The organism is Mycobacterium szulgai (assembly GCF_002116635.1).
In the GTDB taxonomy this organism is placed as follows: domain Bacteria; phylum Actinomycetota; class Actinomycetes; order Mycobacteriales; family Mycobacteriaceae; genus Mycobacterium; species Mycobacterium szulgai.
Map to the genome: position 1 here is coordinate 100,149 of NZ_LQPW01000005.1, position 19,106 is coordinate 119,254.

Here is a 19,106-nt window from a genome sequence, read left to right on the forward strand (position 1 = left end):
GCCGTTTCAATCCGCCGGCCAAAGCGTCCAGCAGCGCTTTTCGCGGTTGCACGGCAACGTGATGTGAGGGGCGCACAAGCCGCAATGTGACCCGGGTGTTAAAGCAATCGCACTATCGCCACGGGCCGTCGGTGAGTATTTTTGCCGGCCCAAAAACCTGCCCTACCCTCGATGAATCACAGCACGACGCTGTTGTTCGCGGAGGAGGCATCGTGGTCGATCTGAACCAGAATCGGCAGACCGCCGCCGACGCCCTGCTCGGATTCGGCAAATATTTTCATCGCGGCGAAATCTCCGCGGACCACCGCGCGCTGCACAAGATCGGGGGCAGATCGGCCGACGATTTTTACCGGGATCGCTGGGCACACGACAAGGTTGTCCGCTCCACTCACGGCGTCAACTGCACCGGCTCGTGCTCGTGGAAGATCTACGTCAAGGATGGCGTCATCACCTGGGAGTCCCAGCAGACCGACTACCCATCGGTCGGCGCCGACAAGCCGGAATACGAACCGCGCGGCTGCCCTCGCGGTGCCTCGTTCTCCTGGTACACGTATTCGCCTGCGCGGGTGCGCTATCCGTACGTGCGCGGCATTCTGCTGGAGTACTATCGCGAGGCCAAAGCCCGGCTCAACGATCCGGTGCTGGCCTGGGCCGACATCGTCGACGACCCGGTGAAGTCCCGCCGCTACAAGGCCGCGCGCGGCAAGGGCGGCTTTGTTCGCGCCGAGTGGTGGGAGGCCGCCGAGATCGCGGCAGCCGCGCACGTGCACACCATCAAACGGTACGGCCCGGATCGGGTGGCGGGTTTCTCGCCGATCCCGGCCATGTCGATGGTCAGTCATGCCGTTGGGGCCCGGTTCATTTCGTTGCTGGGCGGGTCGATGCTGTCGTTCTACGACTGGTACGCCGACCTGCCGGTGGCATCGCCCCAGGTCTTCGGTGACCAGACCGACGTCCCGGAATCGGCCGACTGGTTCGATGCCGGCTATCTGATCATGTGGGGCTCCAACGTCCCGGTCACCCGCACACCCGATGCGCACTACATGACCGAGGCCCGCTACCGCGGCCAGAAGGTCGTCGTGGTCTCACCTGACTATGCCGACAATACGAAGTTCGCCGACGAGTGGCTGCCCGCCCGGCCGGGTACCGACGCCGCGCTGGCGATGTCGATGGGCCACGTGATCCTCAAGGAATTCTTCGTCGAACGCACGACTCCCTACTTCACCGACTATGTGAAGAAGTACACCGACCTGCCGTTCCTGGTGACGCTGACCGAGCGCGACGGGCAATGCCTGCCCGGAAAGTTCCTCACCGCAACCGATCTCGGCGACAGCGGCGAAGGCGCGGCATCCAAGACGGTGCTGCTCGACGCTCACGGCAATCCGGTGGTACCGAACGGCTCACTGGGACACCGGTTCACCGCATCCGGCGAGGGCAACTGGAACCTCGACCTGCACGGTGTGGACCCGTTGCTGACCCTGCACGGCCCCGACAGCGATGTGACGGCGGTGCAACTGCCCCGGTTCGACGGTGACCGCCCGGGCGTCCTGGCTCGCGGCGTGCCGACGAGAATCATTGCGGGCCAACGAGTCACGACGGTCTTCGATCTGCTGCTCGCCCAGTACGGCGTGCACCGCGACGGCCTGTCCGGCGAGTGGCCGGCCGGCTATGACGACGCTGGCCAGCCGTACACCCCGGCCTGGCAGGAACACATCACCGGGGTCCCCGCCCAGGCTGCCGAACGGATCGCGCGGGAATTCGCCGACAACGCGCAGCGCTCCCGGGGCCGGTCGATGATCCTGATGGGCGCGGGCACCAACCACTGGTTTCACTCCGACCAGATATATCGCTCATTTCTCACGCTGGTGATGCTGACCGGTTGTCAGGGTGTAAACGGCGGCGGCTGGGCACATTACGTCGGCCAGGAGAAGTGCCGACCGGTAACTGGATGGTCGACGCTGGCTTTCGGGTTGGATTGGCAGCGGCCCCCGCGGCAGATGCAGGGCACGGTGTTCTGGTACCTGTCGACCGACCAGTGGCGCTATGACCCGTTCACATCGGAGGTGATGGCCTCCCCGCTGGCCGAGGGCCGGTTCGCCGGTCGCACCGCGGCCGACAACATCGCGCTGGCCAGCCGGCTGGGCTGGATGCCGAGCTATCCGACGTTCAACCGCAACCCGCTGGATCTCGCCGACGAGGCCGATCGGCTGGGCAAGGATGCACCGGCACACGTCGTGGATGGGCTGAAATCCGGCCACCTTTCGTTCGCGTGCGAGGATCCGGACGCCCCGGAGAACTTCCCGCGCTGCCTTACGGTCTGGCGCTCCAACCTGCTGGGGTCGTCGGCGAAGGGCAACGAGTACTTCCTCAAACATCTGCTGGGCACCGATTCCAACGTCGCGGCCCGCGATGTGGACGCGGTGCGTCCGCAAGAGGTGCGCTGGCGTGACGAGGCACCGGCAGGCAAGCTGGATCTATTGCTATCGCTGGATTTCCGCAACACCAGCACCACACTGTTTTCCGACATCGCCCTTCCCGCCGCCACTTGGTATGAGAAGCACGATCTGTCCAGCACCGACATGCACCCGTTCGTACACGCTTTCTCGCCGGCCATCTCGCCGCCTTGGGAAACCAAGACCGACTTCGAGGCATTCCACCGGATCGCCCGCGGCTTTTCCTGGCTGGCCGAAAAACACCTGGGCAAGCGCAAAGACATCGTTGCCGTGCCATTGCAACACGACAGCGCCGACGCCACCGCGCAACCGGGCGGACGAGTGCTGGACTGGAAAGCCGGCGAATGCGACCCGATTCCGGGCAGGACCATGCCGCGACTGGTGGTGGTCGAACGCGACTACCCGGCGATCGCCGAGAAAATGGCGGCACTGGGACCGATGGTCGAAACGGTTGGCCTCACCGTCAAGGGAGTCACCACGCATCCCGAGGCGGAGGTCGAGTATCTGCGCGGCGTCAACGGGACGGCACTGTCCGGCGTGGCCGCGGGACGACCCCTGCTGACCAAGGACATTCACGCCGCCGAGGCGATCCTGGCGTTGTCCGGAACGACGAACGGTCGCCTGGCCGTCGAGGGTTTCGAGGCGCTGCAGCGTCGCACCGGCATTGAGCTGGCCGACCTCGCGAAGGAGAACGAAGGGCGGCGAATCAGCTTTGCCGATACGCAGTCTCGCCCGGTTCCGGTAAACACCTCACCGGAGTGGTCCGGTTCGGAGACCGGAGGCCGGCGTTATTCACCGTTCACGATCAACACCGAACGGCTCAAGCCCTGGCACACACTGACCGGCCGTCAGCACTTCTACCTCGATCACGACTGGATGAGCGAACTCGGCGAGCAGTTGCCGATATTCCGGCCGCCGCTGGACATGACGGCGCTGTTCAACGAGCCCGCGGTTGGCGATACCAGCGGCGGCGACCACTCCATTACGGTGCGCTACTTGACACCGCATTCCAAATGGTCGATCCACTCCGCATACCAGGACAACTTGTACATGCTCACACTTTCCCGTGGCGGGCAGGCGATTTGGATGTCCGACGTCGACGCGGCGAAAATCGGCGTCAAGGACAACGACTGGATCGAATGCACCAACCGCAACGGTGTGGTCAATGCGCGGGCGATCGTCAGCCACCGGATGCCCGAAGGCCTGGTGTTCATGTACCACGCCCAGGACAAGGCGGTGGACGTGCCTCGTACCGAGAAGACCGGCAAGCGCGGCGGTATCCACAACGCGTTGACCCGGATCATGATCAAGCCGTCCCACTTGATCGGTGGCTACGCCCAGCAGTCCTTCGCTCTGAACTACCACGGCCCCACCGGAAACCAGCGTGACGAGGTCACCACGATCAGGCGACGCTCGCAGGAAGTGGAGTACTGACGATGAGAGTCATGGCTCAACTCGCGATGGTGATGAACCTCGACAAGTGCATCGGCTGCCACACCTGCAGCGTGACCTGTAAACAGGCCTGGACCAACCGCGGCGGCATGGAGTACGCCTGGTTCAACAACGTGGAAACCCGTCCCGGACAGGGATATCCACGCGGCTACCAGAATCAGGAGAAGTGGAAGGGCGGCTGGACGCTCAACAAGCGCGGCAAGCTGACGCTGAAATCCGGGTCGAAGTTGCGCCGGCTGTTGAACATCTTCGCCAATCCGGACCTGCCGACGGTGTCGGACTACTACGACCCGTGGACCTACGACTACGAGAACCTGCTTGCCGCACCGGCGATGGACACCACACCGGTGGCCCGCCCCAAGTCGCTGATCACCGGACAGGACACGAAGGTGACCTGGGGCGCCAACTGGGATGACGACCTCGGCGGCGGCCCCGAGCAGGTGGGCCGGGATCCATTGCTGGCCAGGGTGTCTGACAAGGTGAAGCTCGAGTTCGAGCAGACGTTCATGTTCTATCTGCCACGGATCTGCGAGCACTGCCTCAATCCCGCCTGCGCCGCCTCGTGCCCGTCCGGCGCGATTTACAAGCGCAGCGAGGACGGCATCGTGCTCGTCGATCAGGACCGGTGTCGCGGCTGGCGGCAATGCGTGACCGGCTGCCCCTACAAGAAGATCTACTTCAATCACAAGACCGGCAAGGCCGAGAAGTGCACGTTCTGCTACCCGCGTGTGGAGGTGGGCATTCCGACGGTGTGCTCGGAGACGTGCGTCGGGCGGCTGCGCTACATCGGGGTGCTGCTGTACGACGCCGATGCCGTTACAGCGGCGGCCTCGGTTCAAGACGAGCAGGACCTGTATCCCGCGCAGCTGGGCGTCTTTCTCAACCCCCACGACCCACGAGTGGTCGCCGAGGCTGAGCGCGCCGGGATCTCCACCGAATGGATTGAGGCAGCACAGAATTCGCCGGTGTACCGGCTCATCGTCGACTATCAGCTGGCGCTGCCGCTGCACCCTGAGTACCGCACTATGCCCATGGTCTGGTACATCCCGCCGTTGTCACCCGTTGTCGATGTGCTGGCCAAGACGGGCCACGACGGCGAGAACAAGAACAACTTGTTCGGCGCCATCGACGCGCTGCGGGTGCCGATCGAATATCTGGCAGAGCTGTTCACCGCGGGCGACGTGCGACCGGTACGCCTTGCGCTGCAACGGCTTGCGGCTATGCGGTCGTACATGCGGGCGGCCAACCTGGGCGAGGAATTCGACGACACTATCCCGGCGTCGGTGCGGCTGCGTGGCGAAGAGATCGAATCGATGTACCGGCTGCTGGCGATCGCTAAGTACGCCGACCGGTATGTGATCCCCAACGGCGCGGGTTCGGACGCGCACCGACTCGACGCGCTGGCCACCGGATGCAGCCTGGACGCCGATGGCGGGCCCGGGATGACGGCCTTCGATGCCATGGCAGATAGGTTCCATCTCACCAATGGCAACGGCGACGGCGGCCATTCCGGCACGGGCGGCCATGCCGGCGGCCGCAATTTGCTCAATTGGGACGGCAAGAGCACCGACGGGCTGGTGCCTACCAAATGAATACGCTTGCCCGCAACCGCAACCGCAACCGCAAACGCTCGATCGATACCATCGGCCCAGCCGAGCGCGACCAACGACTGGTGTGGCGCATCGCCGCGCTGCTGCTGGACTACCCCGCGGCGCAGACGCTTGCAATGGTCGGTCAACTCATTGCTGCGGCAACGGAACTGCCCGTATCGGTGGGCGCGCCATTGCTGGGCTTCCTTGATGAAATCCGCAGCGCGGATCCGCTACAGCTCGCGGCCCGCTACGTCGAGACCTTCGACATGCGCCGCCGCGCCACGCTGCACCTGACCTACTACGCATATGGCGACACCCGTAAGCGGGGCATGGCGTTGCTGCGGTTCAAGCACGCCTACCGCCAGGCCGGGATACAGCTGGGCGATGGCGAACTACCCGATTACCTGCCGCTGGTTCTCGAATTCGCCGCCACGATCGACTATTCGCAGGGACGGCGGTTGCTCGGCGAGCATGTCCCGGTTCTCGAGCTGTTGCGGCTCTCGCTGGTAGACAGTGGATCGTGTTACGCCGATGTGCTGGCCGTTGTCTTGTCCACGCTGCCGCCGATCAGCACCGCGGACCGCCGGCGGATTGCCGAGTTGGCCGCACAAGGCCCGCCCGACGAGGACGTCGGCCTGGAACCGTTCGCGATGGATCCGCTCACCGCCGGCGGCCGTCGATGACCGGCCTGCTGTGGATGATCGCTCCCTACATTGCGCTCACATCGTTTGTGCTGGGGCATATCTGGCGCTACCGGACCGATCAGTTCGGCTGGACCACGCGCTCTTCGCAGGTACACGAAAGCCGCCTGCTGCGCCTGGGCAGCCCGCTGTTCCACTTCGGCTTGCTCGGCGTGTTCGGTGGCCACGTGGTGGGTCTGCTCGTCCCGCAACAGTTGACGGCTGCGGTCGGAATCACTGAGACCACTTACCATTTGGTGGCCGTGACGATGGGCTCACTTGCGGGTTTCGCCGTCGTCGCCGGCCTGGGAATCCTGCTTTACCGGCGTATTACGGTGCCGGCGGTGCGTCAGGCGACATCGCGCAGCGACAAGCTGATGTACCTGCTATTGGTGGGCGCGCTGGCGACCGGGATGCTCAATACGCTGACCAACGTGTTCGCCCGCTACAACTACCGCGATACGGTTTCGCCGTGGTTCCGCAGCTTGTTTTCGCTGCATCCGGCGGTGGATTTGATGGCTGAGGCGCCGTGGACGTTTCAGCTGCATGCGTTGATCGTGCTAGTCCTGCTTGGCATTTGGCCTTACACCCGGCTGGTCCACATGTTCAGTGCGCCGATCGGATACCTGACGCGTCCGGATCTCGTCTACCGCAGCCGGGATCCGCAGAAGGCATCCGGCAACCGATACGCGAGAGCGTGGGCAGCGCCCGAAGCGCCCCCGGCTCGCAGCCGCTGGGTGTAACAAGCCGGGCACCGACAGCTCACCGGCCGCAAATCGCGTTTGTGATCAGGTTGTAGCACATAGGTCATCACGGGAAGCGTTGCGGCAATAACAGATTCCTACTGTGATGGCATGCCAATACAGGTGCGCCAACACACCATCGAAGACTGGGACGCCGAAGACGTCGACGCCTGGAACAACGGCGGCGCGAAGATCGCGCGCCGCAACCTGATCTGGTCGATCGTGGCCGAACACGTCGGGTTCTCCATCTGGTCGATCTGGTCGGTGATGGTCCTGTTCATGCCGCAAAACGTCTACCACATCGACGTCGCCGGGAAGTTCTTCCTGGTCGCGATGCCGACGCTGGTCGGGGCGTTCCTGCGGCTGCCCTACACCTTCGCGGTCACCAGGTTCGGCGGCCGCAACTGGACCATGTTCGCCGCGCTGGCACTCGCGGTCCCAACGGTATTGACGCTGTATTACATGGCGCATCCCGGTACGTCCTACACGACATACATGGTTGTCGCGGCGGTCGCCGGGTTCGGCGGCGGTAACTTCGCCTCATCGATGACCAATATCAATGCGTTCTACCCGCAACGCCTCAAGGGCTGGGCACTGGGCCTCAATGCCGGTGGCGGCAACATCGGCGTGGCGACGATCCAGCTGGTCGGACTGCTGGTGATCGCCGTGGCGGGCAACCGCTCGCCGCATTGGGTGTGCGCGGTGTATTTGGTGCTGCTGTCGGTCGCGGCGGTCGGCGCCGCACTGTTCATGGACAACCTCTCCAGTCAGCGCACCGACGGCCGCTCCATGATGGACGTGATGCGCTACCGCGACTCGTGGCTGATCGCGCTGCTGTACATCGGCACCTTCGGATCGTTCATCGGCTATTCGTTCGCGTTCGGTCAGGTGCTGCAAATAAGTTTCCTGGCCAACCTCAGTCACGGCGGCACGGCCACCCCGGCGATGACGGCCCAGGCGGCGCTGCATGCCGCGCAAATCGCTTTCATCGGCCCGCTGCTGGGCTCGATCGCCCGGCCGGTGGGTGGTTGGCTGTCGGACCGCATCGGCGGCAGTAGGGTCACGCTGTACACGTTCGTCGCGATGATCGCCGCCGCCGGTTGGCTCGTCGCCTTCGGCGAGATGGGCGACGCCACGCATCGCGCCCTGTCCGGTGGAATGCTGACCGCCTACGTGGCCGGCTTCGTCGCGCTGTTCATCGTGTCGGGAATCGGCAATGGATCGGTGTACAAGATGATCCCGTCGGTCCTGGACGCCAAGGCGCAGAGCCTGGATGGTTGCAGCCCCGCCGAGAAGGCCGCCTGGTCGCGGCGGATGTCGGGTGCGCTGATCGGGATCGCCGGGGCCATCGGCGCGCTCGGCGGCGTCGGCATCAACATCGTGCTGCGGGCGTCGTATCTGTCTCCCGCCAAGTCTGCGACGACGGCGTTCTGGGTGTTCCTGGGCTTCTACCTACTGTGCGCCGCGATCACCTGGTTCGTGTACGTCCGCACTCCCAACCGGGCACCGGCCGCCAAGACCGCCACGAAGACACCGGCGCTGACGCCGGCGTGATACCCGGCGCTACTTGGGCCCGAGCTGGTATTCCCCAGTCTGCGGATTGTGATGCCAGCCGCCTGCGGCGTGCGTTCCACCGTCGACATGGATCGTCTGTCCAGTGATGTAGCTCGACATATCGGAAGCGAGAAATACTGCGGTGTCCGCGATTTCGTCGACATGGCCGGCCCGCCCCATCGGGACGACATTACCCACACCGGCCAGTGCCGCATCGCCGCCGAGCTGCCGCAACCCCTCGGTCAACGTGATATCGGGTGCTATCGCGTTGACACGTACGCCGTGGCTGGCCAGTTCGAGCGCCGCGGTCTTGGTGAAGTTGATGACGCCGGCTTTGGCCGCCGCGTACGCGGCGTAACCCGGTGCGGCGCGGGCACCTTCGATCGACGTCAAGTTGACGATGCTGCCGGTCGCCTGGGCGGCTACCAGTTGCCGCGCGATGCGTTGAGTACACAACAGCACATGCCGTAAGTTGGCGCGGTACAGCGCATCCCAACCGTTCTCGCTGGTTTCCAGCAGCGGCGAGGAGAACACGCCGCCGGCGTTGTTCACCAGAATCGTCACCGGACCGAGTTCGGCTAGCGTGCGCTGCAGGGCGCCGTCGACCTGGCCGCCGTCTCGGACATCGGCGGTGATACCCAGTACGCCAAGGGATTCCGCTGCTTGCGAACAGCTTTCGGGGTCGCGCTCCCAAATGGCCACCGAGGCGCCGAAGGCCGTGAGGCCCGCAGCGATGCCACGCCCGATGCCCGAGCCGCCACCGGTCACCACGGCGACTCGGCCGGTGAGCAGAATCCGCGCGGGGTCGACGGGCATGATCAGTTGACCGGGTACCCGGCCGGTGCACGGCCGATGACGCCATCGGCTTCTAGTTCGGCGATCTGAACGTCGGTCAGGCCCAGCTCGGCCAGCAGCTCGTGATTGTGCTGTCCCAGCAGTGGTGCGGGCTGGGTGTGGAATTCGCACGGCCCGCCGGAGAAGCGCATCGGCACGGTGCTGAGCCTAGCCCGGCCGTTGACCGGGTGATCGACCGTTTCGAAAAAGCCGCGCGATTGCAGCTGGGCCAACTCCGTCTGCCGGTGCGGCTGCATCACCTTAGCCACCGGAACCCCTGCATCCCAGAGCACAGTCACGGCGTCGTCAGCGCTGCGGTCCTGGCACCAGGCGGCCAGCCCTTCGTCGATGGCGTCTTCGTGCTCGCGCCGTCCGACTACCGTGGCCAGCGCGGGATCGGTTGCCCACGAAGGTGATCCAAGTGCCTTACCCAGGCTTTCCCACTGCGTATCGGTGGCCACGGCGATGGCGATCCAGCTGTCCAGGCGGCCGAATTCGTCGATGTCAGCGGTGCGGTAGAGGTTCTGCGGCGCCGCCGTCGGTCCCCGGTTGCCCGCCCGCTGCAACACTGCTCCGTATGCCGAGTATTCGATGATCTGTTCGGCGGAGATATTGAGTGCGGCATCGACCATCGCTGCTTCCACCAACACACCTTGTCCGGTGCGGCGCCGGTGCTCCAGCGCCACCAGCACCGCGTTGAGTGCATGCACGCCCGCGTTGGGGTCACCTATCGAGTACGGCTCGTAGGGCGGGCGGTCGGGGTAGCCGGTCAGCCAGCTGATGCCTGCGGCCGACTCGATGGCATAGGCGAAGGCCGGATTGTCTCGCCACGGGCCGTCCAGGCCGAAGCCGGGCATGCGCAGCATGATCGCGTCTGGCCGAATGGCTTGCACGGCGGGGAAATCCAGCCCGATCTGGTCGAGCACGCGGGGCGTGAAGTTCTCCGCGACTACGTCGCAGGTTTCGATCAGCCGCTGCAGCAACTCCCGTCCGCGCGAGTCTTGCAGATCCAGCGTCAGACCCTTTTTGTTCGTATTCAATGCCGCGAATATCGGCGACTTCTCCCACCACCTGTCTTCAGTGGTGGGCACTCCGGCGATAAGCCGCGTGCCGTCGGGCCGGCGGGTGGATTCCAGGTGGATGACCTCGGCGCCGAGCATCGCCAGAAAGTGAGTGCAACAGGGGCCGGCCCAGAACGTGGTCAGGTCGAGAACCCGAATACCATTCAACGGCAACATATTCGGCGGACCCGCTACTGCGGGTGCAGCGCGGGTGCTGACCGTGGCCTGATGCAGAGCGGTGTGCTCGCCCAGCCGCGGCGCCGGGCCTGGCTGCCGAAGCTGCGCCGGCCACATCCGGTATGGAAGGGCCGGCTGGATGAATCCGTCCTGCGGATTGCACACGAACGAGCCGCGCTCTTTGAAGTGGTCGAGCGTAGCGATGTTGGCGCCGTTGGCCACCGGAGCGTTGGGTATGCGGAATGCCGTCGCCAGTTCGCGGATTTCGTCGACCTGATGGCTGCGGACCCAGGCGTAGATCTCGTCGGCATAGACGTTGGCGAGTTCGGTGATAGACAGTGGCGATTTCTGGTCGATCCACTCCGGATGACCGACCATCGCGCACAGATCAAACCATTGCTGCGCGGTCCCGCAGCCAAGGTCCACCAGACCGTCCTGCGCGCAGGCCACCCCCGGCACCGTCAGCCGCCGGGCATCTCGCCAAGGCCGGCCGAGCATTTCGAAATAGGTCACCGGGTAGTAGGTCAGGCACAGAATCTGTGTCTCCAGCATCGACACGTCGATCAGGTCACCCGCATTGCGGTACCGGGAGGCGAGGGTGGCCGCGCTGGCGTAGGCGCCGGTCAGATATTCACCGACCTGTCCGCCGACGAACACCGGCGCACGGTCCGGCGCCCCACGTCCCAGTCCGACGATCCCGCCCGACCATGCTTGCAGCGTGAACTCGGTCGCGGCTCGGTCGCGCCAGGGTCCCGCCAAGCCGAAGGGTGTGATCGCGGTGACGGTGAGATGTGGGTAGCGATTGTGGATTTCGGCCGGCGCCAGTCGTTCGGCAGCTGCCGACCCAGCCGACCACACCACGGCGTCGGCCCTGCTGAGCAACCCTTCGAGCAACGCGACGTCGTCGGCGATTTCGGGATCGACGACCACGCTATGTTTCGATCCCGCCAGGAAATTGAACAGCGCACCGTCCACCCCGGGCCGGATGGCGGCACCCGAGGCTGACCAGAATCGCAGCGGATCACCCTCTGGGGGCTCTACTTTGACGACGTCGGCGCCGCCGTCGGCCAACAGCTTGGTGCAGTAGGCGCCCGCGATTCCGGTCGAAAGGTCGACGACGGTATAACCGGTCAGCGGCGGTTCGACCTGAGATCGCGGCACTCACGCCCGCCAGAACGGGCTGCTGGTCAGTACTTCGGGACCGTCGGCGTTGATCAACACGGCTTCGCGTCCGAACACCGCGCCGATTCCCGGTTCCCACACGTAGCCCGTGACCGCGAGAACCATTCCAGGCTCCAGCAGTTCACCGGCCGCCGTCTGGGGCAGCTCCGGTGAGATGACGGGCGGGTCGAAGCCCATGCCCAGCCCGCGGGCCACCGGCATCGGCGGCGCCGGCTCGCCGGCCGCTTCATAGGCGGCCAGCAAGTCGCTGGCCACCCCACCCGGCCGGCAGGCCGCTATCAGACCGGCCCAGAGGCTATCCCAGCGTCGATATAGGCCCGCGGCGCCCGCGGCCTCCCCGACGGGCAGGGTGCGGCCGACTTCACCGATGTAGCCCCCGGCCAGGACGCCGGCCGAGAAGGCGACCAGATCGCCGGGCTGGACCCGGCCGTCGCCGCCGGCGCGCCGCCACGGATGCTCGCCCGAAGTCACCCAGGCGACGTCCTGATTCGACGGGGTGCTCACCCCGCCGGCCGCCAATGCCTCTAACAGCACTCCGGCCAAAGTTTGTTCGCTTACCCCCGGCCGCAATTCGGATACCGCTGCGGCTAAGCCGTTTTCGGCCACCGCGATCGCCGCACGCAGCGCGCCGATTTCCTCGTCGGTCTTGATCCGCCGCGCCGCCCGCATGGCCAGCTCCCCGTCGACCAGTGCGGCGCTGGGAAACGCCGTCGGCAGCAGCTGCGCGAAAACCGGTGAGAGCGCATCGGTTCCGACTCGCCGCGCGGTGGCCGCACCCTGAATCTGCTTGAGGGCCGAGATCGTATTGGCCGGGTTCCACGTTATGCCGTAGAGATTTTCGTGCGGAATGTCGTCGGGCACTCCTTCGTCCCAGGTGCTGAGCAGATGAAGCGCACCGGTATCCCGCACCAGGACACAGCTCGGGCCGAACGGCCGCGTCCCGGCGACCCACAGTTGCGGCGCGCCGGTGACGTACCGGACGTTTGCCTGGCGGCCGAGCACCAGGACGTCGAGATCGTGGGCCGCCATCGCGTCGAGCGCCCGTTGCCGTCGCCCACAGCGCAGTGCGCGATCGTCAGGACAAACGTCAACCGACATATGGGTCATAGGGGTAGTTGGTCAACCGCGTCGAACCTTCCTCGGTGATCACCAGTACTTCTTCGCTGCGGTAGCCGCCGGTTCCGTCCTCCCACACCACCGGCTCCAGCACCAGCACCATGCCCGGCTGCAAGACGAAGTTCTCGTCGAACTCATCGCCGAGATCCGTCCCGATCATGGGCATTTCGGCGGCATTGACGCCAATGCCATGGCCCAGGTAGAAGTGTGGCAGCCAGGGCTTGGTGCCGCCATTGGCCGCGGTCGCGGCACGACCCAGATCCGCGGCGGTGGCCCCGGCCCGGGCCACGGCCAGTACCGCGATCATGATCTCGTGCCATTTGTCGAACTGCGCCTGCTGGCGCGGTGTGGGATCCCGCCCGACGATCCAGGTCCGGCCGAAGTCCGAACAGTAGCCCCGGTAGGTGATGCTGACGTCGGTCCACAGCACGTCGCCTTCGGCCAGTTCTCGTTCGGTGGTGAGCAACGGCAGCGCCAGGTCGCCGTGTGTGGTCCATACGCCTTCGGCCTTGCTGGGCGGCATCACCTGCCAGATCGGCTCGAGCATGCTGGCCGTGGCACCCAACTCGAACGCCCGGCGCAGAAACCTTGCGGACAGATCGATCTGGCGGATTCCCGGACCCAGTGCCCGGTGGACTTCCACCATGGCCTCGTCGGTGATCCGTACCGCCGTGCGGATGCAGGCCAGCTCGTCGATCGTCTTGATCACCTTGGCGGCACCGACAACGGCAGTGGCGTCCAGCGGATAATTGTTGCCGAACAACGCTTTTCGAGCCCTCGACATGGCACCGGTTAGCTCGTCGACCGCGATCGCCCCACCGGCCGGGATCAGCTCGGCCAATCGGCGCCCGAAATCATCTACACCTTCGTCGAATTCGAGATAGACGGGTCCGTGCAGGTGATCCGCGGGCAAGTCCGACTCGTGCGCCACACCTTCCCGAAACGGCAGAAACAGGTGGGGCCACTCGTCATCGGCCAGCACCACGGCTACCGGCCGCTCGACATGGGACAGCCCGGCATCACCCAGTGGCCAACTGGTTCCAGTGGCATACACCACGGCGTTGTTGCCCAGCAGCACCATTGCGTCGACGCCGCGTTCTGCCATCGCGGCCCGCAACCGGGCACCGGTCTCCCGGCGCATCCGACTCAGATCCGGAGTTTCCGGAATCGCCTGCGCAAACGTCGTCACAGTCCCAGGAATTCGGTGATGTTGCCGCTGACGATCCGGGCTGCGTTATCCGGCCCGACGGCGTTGACCACCGCGGCCAGGGACTTTTCGGAGTAGCCGTAGGTGCTTTCGTTGTGCGGGTAGTCCGACGACCACATGACCTTGCCGATCCCGATCCGGTCAATCAGCTCCAGACCCAGCGGGTCGACCATGAAGGAGGCGCTCATGTGCTTGTCCCAGTAGTACCGGACGTCGTGCTGCAGCGGCCGGTTGAACATGTGCTGATACGACGCCACCAGGTGCTCGGCATCCTGCAACGCCCAAGGAACCCAGGCGATTCCGCCCTCGAACCAGCCGATGCGCAGGGCTGGGTGCTGATCGAGGATGCCGCCGAAGATGTACTTGGAGAACGTTTCCCGGAATCCGTCGATGTTGATCATCATGCCGACGACCACGCTGTTGAATTCGCACGGGCTCTTGGGCGGGGTCTCGCCGATGTGGTGGGTGACCGGAACACCGGAGGCTTCGATCTCGTCCCACACCGCACTCATGGAAGTGCTGGCGTAGTCGATCGGATTACCCTCGTCATCCTTACCGGGGTTGAGCGGCATCAGGAACGTCCTAAGCTGCAACGCCTTCAGCTCTTCGAGCGTCCGTCGGGTTCCTTCCGGATCCCACCAGTTGATCAGTCCGGCGCCGTAGAAGTGACCGTTGGAGCGTTCCTGGAGTTCGGCGATGTATTCGTTGTAGATGCGGAACGCGAGTTCGCGAAGCTTCTTGTCCGGGTAGTGAAATAGCGCCAGCACTGCGTTGGGGAATGCGAGTTCCTTTTCGACGCCATCGTCGTGCAGCTCCTGGATGCGGGCCTCGATGTTGGTGCTGGCGGCGCCGGGCAAGTCGTCGTATTGCATGAGCACCGCGCTGAAGTCGCCGGGCAAAAACGATTGCCCCTTGCGCCCCACTTGGTAGGCGCCGTCCTCGTACCAGATGCGTGGCGCCTTCTCCTTGAGGTCATCGGGAAAGCGTTCGTAGAAGATATCGGCGGCCAGGGAGATGTGGTTGTCCGCGGAGAAGACGACCGTCCCTTCGGGCAAACCGACGTCGCTGCCGTCGGCGTGACCGCGGCGATCCTTCGGTGCGCCAAAGCCTTCGGGCGGGTAGAGCGAAACGGTCGGCGTCGACATGACGGCCCCTCCATTCGGATCGGCGTTTTCGAAGGTAGTCACCAGGTGACCGGCAGCTCGTACACTCCGTACGCGAGCCGGTCGTGCTTGAACGGGATGTCGGCGACCGGCACGGCCAGGGCCAACGTGGGTACGCGGCGCAAAAGCGTGCGGTAGACGATCTGCAGCTCGGCGCGGGCCAATTGCTGGCCCACACATTGGTGCCTGCCGTAGCCGAATGCGACGTTGCGGTCAGCCCCCGAGCGATGCAGGTAGAGCCGGTCGGGTTCGGTGAAGGCATTCGGATCCCAGTTGGCCGGCGCCAGGTCGATGATGATGCCATCGCCGGCGCAGATGGTTTCGCCGGCGATGTGGATATCTTCGAGCGCCACGCGACGCTGGCCGTTCTGGATGATGCTGAGGTAGCGCAGCAATTCTTCGACGGCGTTGGCGACGATCTTGGGGTCTTCGGCCTCGCGTAGGACAGCGGCCTGGTCCGGATTTTCCAGCAGCGCAAGCACTCCCAGGCCGATCATGTTGGCGGTGGTCTCGTGCCCGGCGATCAGCAGGCCGGTACTGAGTTGCGCGGCCTCCTTGACGCTGAGCTCGCCGGCCTTGACTCGCTCGGCCAGATCGGAGACGGCATCTTCTGATGGCGCCGCCATCTTGGCCTCGACCAGCTGGGCCAGGTATTTGTGCAGGCTTATCGCGCCTTTGACGGTGTCCTCACCGGTGGCGTAGCGCGCCAGCCCCACGTTGGCGTGCTGCTGGAACATCGCGGCGTCCTGGTAGGGCACCCCCAACAGTTCGCTGATCACCAGCGACGGCACCGGCAGCGCCAGTGCGGTGACGATGTCGGCCGGCTGCGGTCCGGCCAGCATCGCGTCGATGTGGTCGTCGGTGATCTCTTGGATGGTCGGGCGCAGGCCCTCAACTCGCTTGAAGGTGAACGGTTTTGACAACATGCGGCGGAATCGGGTGTGCTCTTCACCGTCCGCGGTGAAGACCGAACGTGGGCGCTTGTGCACCGTGGACAACATGCCCGCGTTCCAGTGTGGAAACCCCGGTGTCCGGTCGTCCACGCTGACCCGGGAATCGGAGAACAGTTCGCGGCATTCCTCGTAGCCGGTGATGAGCCACGGCGTGCTGCCGTCCCAAATCCGAACTCGGCTGAGCGGCTTGGCTGCTGCCAGCGCCATGACGTCCGGCGGTGGGGCGAACGGGCAGCCTGCCGCCCGGGCCATCGGGTACTCCGGGATGTCGGTTGTGGTCGTTGCCAATGTGTCGGACACGCCTCACTCCTCGATCTGGATCGCCATCGCCGGACACAGGGCGGCAGCCCTGCGGGCGCCGTCGGCATGTTCGGCGGGCGGGTGGTCGTTGAGCAGTACCACGACGCCGTCCTCGTCGCGCTGGTCGAAGATTTCCGGAGCGTTCATGACGCAGTTGCCCGATGATGCGCAGATATCCTGGTTAACAGTCACTTTCATCTTCGCGAGTCCATTCACTCCTGTGGGGTCACCGGCGCCAGCCACAGGCCCACGATCGCGTCGATGAGGCCGGTCGCCGCGGCCTGCCACGAACGCCGGGGCACCGACGTGCCCGCCGCGAGCGCGCGCTCAAGGTCAGCGCAGGTATGCATTAACAGGTTGCGCGCCATGATGTTTCGCTCGAAACGGACATCGATCGGCAGATCGGGCAGGCAGCTGTTGATGCCGTCGATGACCTGAACCAACGACGGGGAGCTGAGCGCATCTTTGACGATGATGTTCTGGTAGGCGGGATCGGTCATTGCCTGCGCGGCAAAACGCGCATACCAGGTGGGGTTGCCGAGTGCGGCCAAATGGTCGGTGAGCGGCCGCACCAGGCAGGCCACCCAATCCCGCATCTGCGCCGATTCGGGCAGCGCGGCCACCATTTGCTCGCGCAGCTCTTCGACGGGGCCGCGATGCTTCTGCTCGATCGCGCGGACCAGGTCGGCCTTGGTACCGAAGTGATAGCCGACCGCGGCGTTGTTGCCCTGGCCTGCGGCCTCGCTGACCTGTCTGTTGGACACCGCGAACACGCCGTGCTCGGCGAATAGCCGCTCGGCGGCCACCAGGATTGCCTCCTGGGTGGAATTGGCCCGCTCGCTGCGCACCGCCCGACCAAGTGTGGTCATTACGCCAGTCAACCGCGCGCTAGCGTATTAAGTCAAGCGATTGATTTAATAGCGTCGCCGCCGAGCGTCACGCCACAGTCACGCTCGGCGCCGAACGCGACTGCAGCATCACTTTCGGCGGCCCTCCCGCGGCTGGAAGCGTGCCGTCATCGGACCGACGACACGTTGATACCCCGCAGGGAAAGCTCGCACGAGCAACTCGATGGCCCTGGCGTCCGGGCCGACCACCACGCGTGCCTTCTTCTTGCGCACCGCCTTGAGGATGATCCGCGCTGCGCTCTCGGGGCTGGTGATGGCGACCTTGTTGAACGATCGGATCCCGAATTCCATGTCCACGCCTTCGGCGTGCCCGGCATTGCGTGCGATCGCGGTCTTGACGTAGCCCGGATGCACGACCGTGACAGCGACGGGGTGACCGGCAATGGCCATCTCCTGGCGAAGCGCCTCGGTGAATCCGCGGACCGCGAATTTGGCCGAGTTGTAAGCGGCTTGCCCCGGCACGCCTAACAACCCGAACATGCTCGACATATTGACGACGTGCCCGTCGCCCGAAGCGATCAGATGCGGCAGAAACGCCTTCGTCCCGTTCACCACCCCCCAGAAGTCGACGTCCATCACCTTCTCGATGTCCTTGAAGCCGCTGACTTCGATGTCGCCGAGAAAAGCGATGCCGGCGATGTTGTAGATCTGGTTGACCGTCCCGAAGTGCCCGTTGACGGTGTCGGCGTAGGCGAGGAACGCCGCACGCTCGGCGACGTCGAGCCGATCCGACCGGACCTGCGCGCCGATGCTCGCGACAAGTTCCTCCGTCTGGCCTAGCCCGTCGGCGTCGACATCACTGATCGCCAGCCGCGCACCCGAGCGGGCCAGTTCCACCGCGAGAGCCCGGCCGATGCCCGAACCGGCGCCGGTGACCGCGGCCACCTTTCCACTGAATCCCTTCATGGCGTCAGTATCAGCCCTGTTGCTTGCGGGACCGAATCACCTTGCCAGCGACCGTCCCCCCGTCCACCGGCAGCACCGTTCCGGTGACGTAACGCGACCGGTCGTTGGCGAAATACAACGCCGCCTCGGCGATGTCGTCGGGGGTGCCCTCGCGCTTTAGTGGGCGGTCATCGCGCATCGTCTGACGAATCTTGGCCTCGAACCGCTTGAGCTCCTCGGGGTTCATGTTCTCCGCCGACTTCGACACCAGCGGGGTTGGGATGTTGCCCGGCGCGATGGCGTTCACCCGAATCTCGTAGTGCGCCAACTCAATTGCCGCGCATTTGGTGAACTGGATGACGGCGGCTTTCGATGCTCGGTAGGTCATCACGCCGCCGCCGGCCTGGATGCCGCCGATCGAGCTCACATTGATGATCGATCCTCCGCCGTTGGCGGCCATGTGTCGGGCGGCATCCCGCGTGCCCGCCATCACGCCCAGCACGTTGACCGCCATGACGCGGTGGAAGTCGGCCAGATCGTCGTTGAGGAATCGGTTGTGCATGGTTCCCGAGATCCCGGCGTTGTTCACCATGACGTGCAAGCCTCCGAACTGTGCGACGGCAGCTTCGACCAGCGCCCCGACCTGTTCGGGGTCGGAGACATCGGCGCGCCGGAACATCGCGTTGGGCCCCAGCGCAGCGGCCAGGCCCGCACCGTGGTCTTGCTCGACGTCGGCGACCATCACCCGAGCGCCCTCGGCAACGAAGCGCTCCACGATGCCGCGTCCGATCCCGGACGCCCCGCCGGTGACCACGGCAACCTTGCCGGCCATTTCGTTGACCACAT

The 19,106-nt window shown here is 65.1% G+C and carries 15 protein-coding genes; 5 read left to right on the forward strand and 10 right to left on the reverse strand.

Annotated features, from left to right (window positions below; translation table 11 throughout):
• Positions 1-212 precede the first annotated feature (212 nt).
• The 5 genes from AWC27_RS00700 (at position 213) to AWC27_RS00720 (ending at position 8,474) form a co-directional block, all read left to right on the forward strand.
• A complete protein-coding gene (locus AWC27_RS00700) occupies positions 213-3,887 on the forward strand; it encodes a nitrate reductase subunit alpha (protein WP_169726683.1) in 3,675 nt (1,224 codons plus the stop codon).
• Positions 3,888-3,898: 11 nt separating this feature from the next.
• A complete protein-coding gene (narH, locus tag AWC27_RS00705; RefSeq protein WP_085668807.1) occupies positions 3,899-5,497 on the forward strand; it encodes a nitrate reductase subunit beta in 1,599 nt (532 codons plus the stop codon).
• Positions 5,494-6,180, forward strand: a complete 687-nt coding sequence (narJ, locus tag AWC27_RS00710; RefSeq protein ID WP_085668540.1) for a nitrate reductase molybdenum cofactor assembly chaperone — start codon at positions 5,494-5,496, stop codon at positions 6,178-6,180. The genes narH and narJ overlap by 4 nt, the downstream gene beginning before the upstream one ends.
• On the forward strand, positions 6,177-6,920 hold the full coding sequence (narI, locus tag AWC27_RS00715) for a respiratory nitrate reductase subunit gamma (protein WP_085668542.1): 744 nt from the start codon (positions 6,177-6,179) through the stop codon (positions 6,918-6,920). The genes narJ and narI overlap by 4 nt, the downstream gene beginning before the upstream one ends.
• Before the next feature lie 111 nt (positions 6,921-7,031).
• Entirely contained in the window at positions 7,032-8,474 is a 1,443-nt protein-coding gene (locus AWC27_RS00720) for a nitrate/nitrite transporter (protein ID WP_085668544.1), read from the forward strand.
• A 9-nt stretch (positions 8,475-8,483) separates the two neighbouring features.
• On the opposite strand, the gene AWC27_RS00725 is transcribed toward AWC27_RS00720, so the two are convergent.
• From AWC27_RS00725 to AWC27_RS00770, 10 genes are all read right to left on the reverse strand, one after another.
• Positions 8,484-9,290 carry an SDR family NAD(P)-dependent oxidoreductase gene (locus tag AWC27_RS00725; RefSeq protein WP_085668545.1) on the reverse strand — a complete coding sequence of 269 codons (807 nt, stop codon included), beginning with the start codon at positions 9,288-9,290 and terminating at the stop codon, positions 8,484-8,486.
• Positions 9,291-9,292: 2 nt separating this feature from the next.
• Entirely contained in the window at positions 9,293-11,707 is a 2,415-nt protein-coding gene (locus AWC27_RS00730; RefSeq protein WP_085668547.1) for a CaiB/BaiF CoA-transferase family protein, read from the reverse strand.
• Positions 11,708-12,826 (reverse strand): M24 family metallopeptidase, encoded by a 1,119-nt coding sequence (locus AWC27_RS00735; protein WP_085668549.1) that lies wholly within the window; start codon positions 12,824-12,826, stop codon positions 11,708-11,710. It lies immediately after the preceding gene.
• The gene (locus AWC27_RS00740; protein WP_085668811.1) at positions 12,816-13,985 is read right to left on the reverse strand and encodes a M24 family metallopeptidase; all 1,170 of its coding nucleotides are present in this window, start codon (positions 13,983-13,985) and stop codon (positions 12,816-12,818) included. Before AWC27_RS00740 ends, AWC27_RS00735 begins: the two co-directional genes overlap by 11 nt.
• A gap of 44 nt (positions 13,986-14,029) precedes the next feature.
• Positions 14,030-15,196, reverse strand: coding sequence for an amidohydrolase family protein (locus AWC27_RS00745; RefSeq protein WP_085668809.1), 1,167 nt, complete (start codon positions 15,194-15,196; stop codon positions 14,030-14,032).
• A 38-nt stretch (positions 15,197-15,234) separates the two neighbouring features.
• Positions 15,235-16,419 (reverse strand): cytochrome P450, encoded by a 1,185-nt coding sequence (locus tag AWC27_RS00750; RefSeq protein WP_276075884.1) that lies wholly within the window; start codon positions 16,417-16,419, stop codon positions 15,235-15,237.
• 51 nt (positions 16,420-16,470) lie between these two features.
• Positions 16,471-16,665: a ferredoxin gene (locus AWC27_RS00755; RefSeq protein ID WP_085668813.1), complete on the reverse strand. Its 195-nt coding sequence runs from the start codon at positions 16,663-16,665 to the stop codon at positions 16,471-16,473.
• Positions 16,666-16,679: 14 nt separating this feature from the next.
• Positions 16,680-17,336: a TetR/AcrR family transcriptional regulator gene (locus tag AWC27_RS00760; protein WP_085668552.1), complete on the reverse strand. Its 657-nt coding sequence runs from the start codon at positions 17,334-17,336 to the stop codon at positions 16,680-16,682.
• 108 nt (positions 17,337-17,444) lie between these two features.
• Positions 17,445-18,281 (reverse strand): SDR family NAD(P)-dependent oxidoreductase, encoded by an 837-nt coding sequence (locus AWC27_RS00765; protein WP_085668554.1) that lies wholly within the window; start codon positions 18,279-18,281, stop codon positions 17,445-17,447.
• Positions 18,282-18,291: 10 nt separating this feature from the next.
• Positions 18,292-19,104, reverse strand: coding sequence for an SDR family NAD(P)-dependent oxidoreductase (locus AWC27_RS00770; protein ID WP_085668555.1), 813 nt, complete (start codon positions 19,102-19,104; stop codon positions 18,292-18,294).
• Positions 19,105-19,106 lie beyond the last annotated feature (2 nt).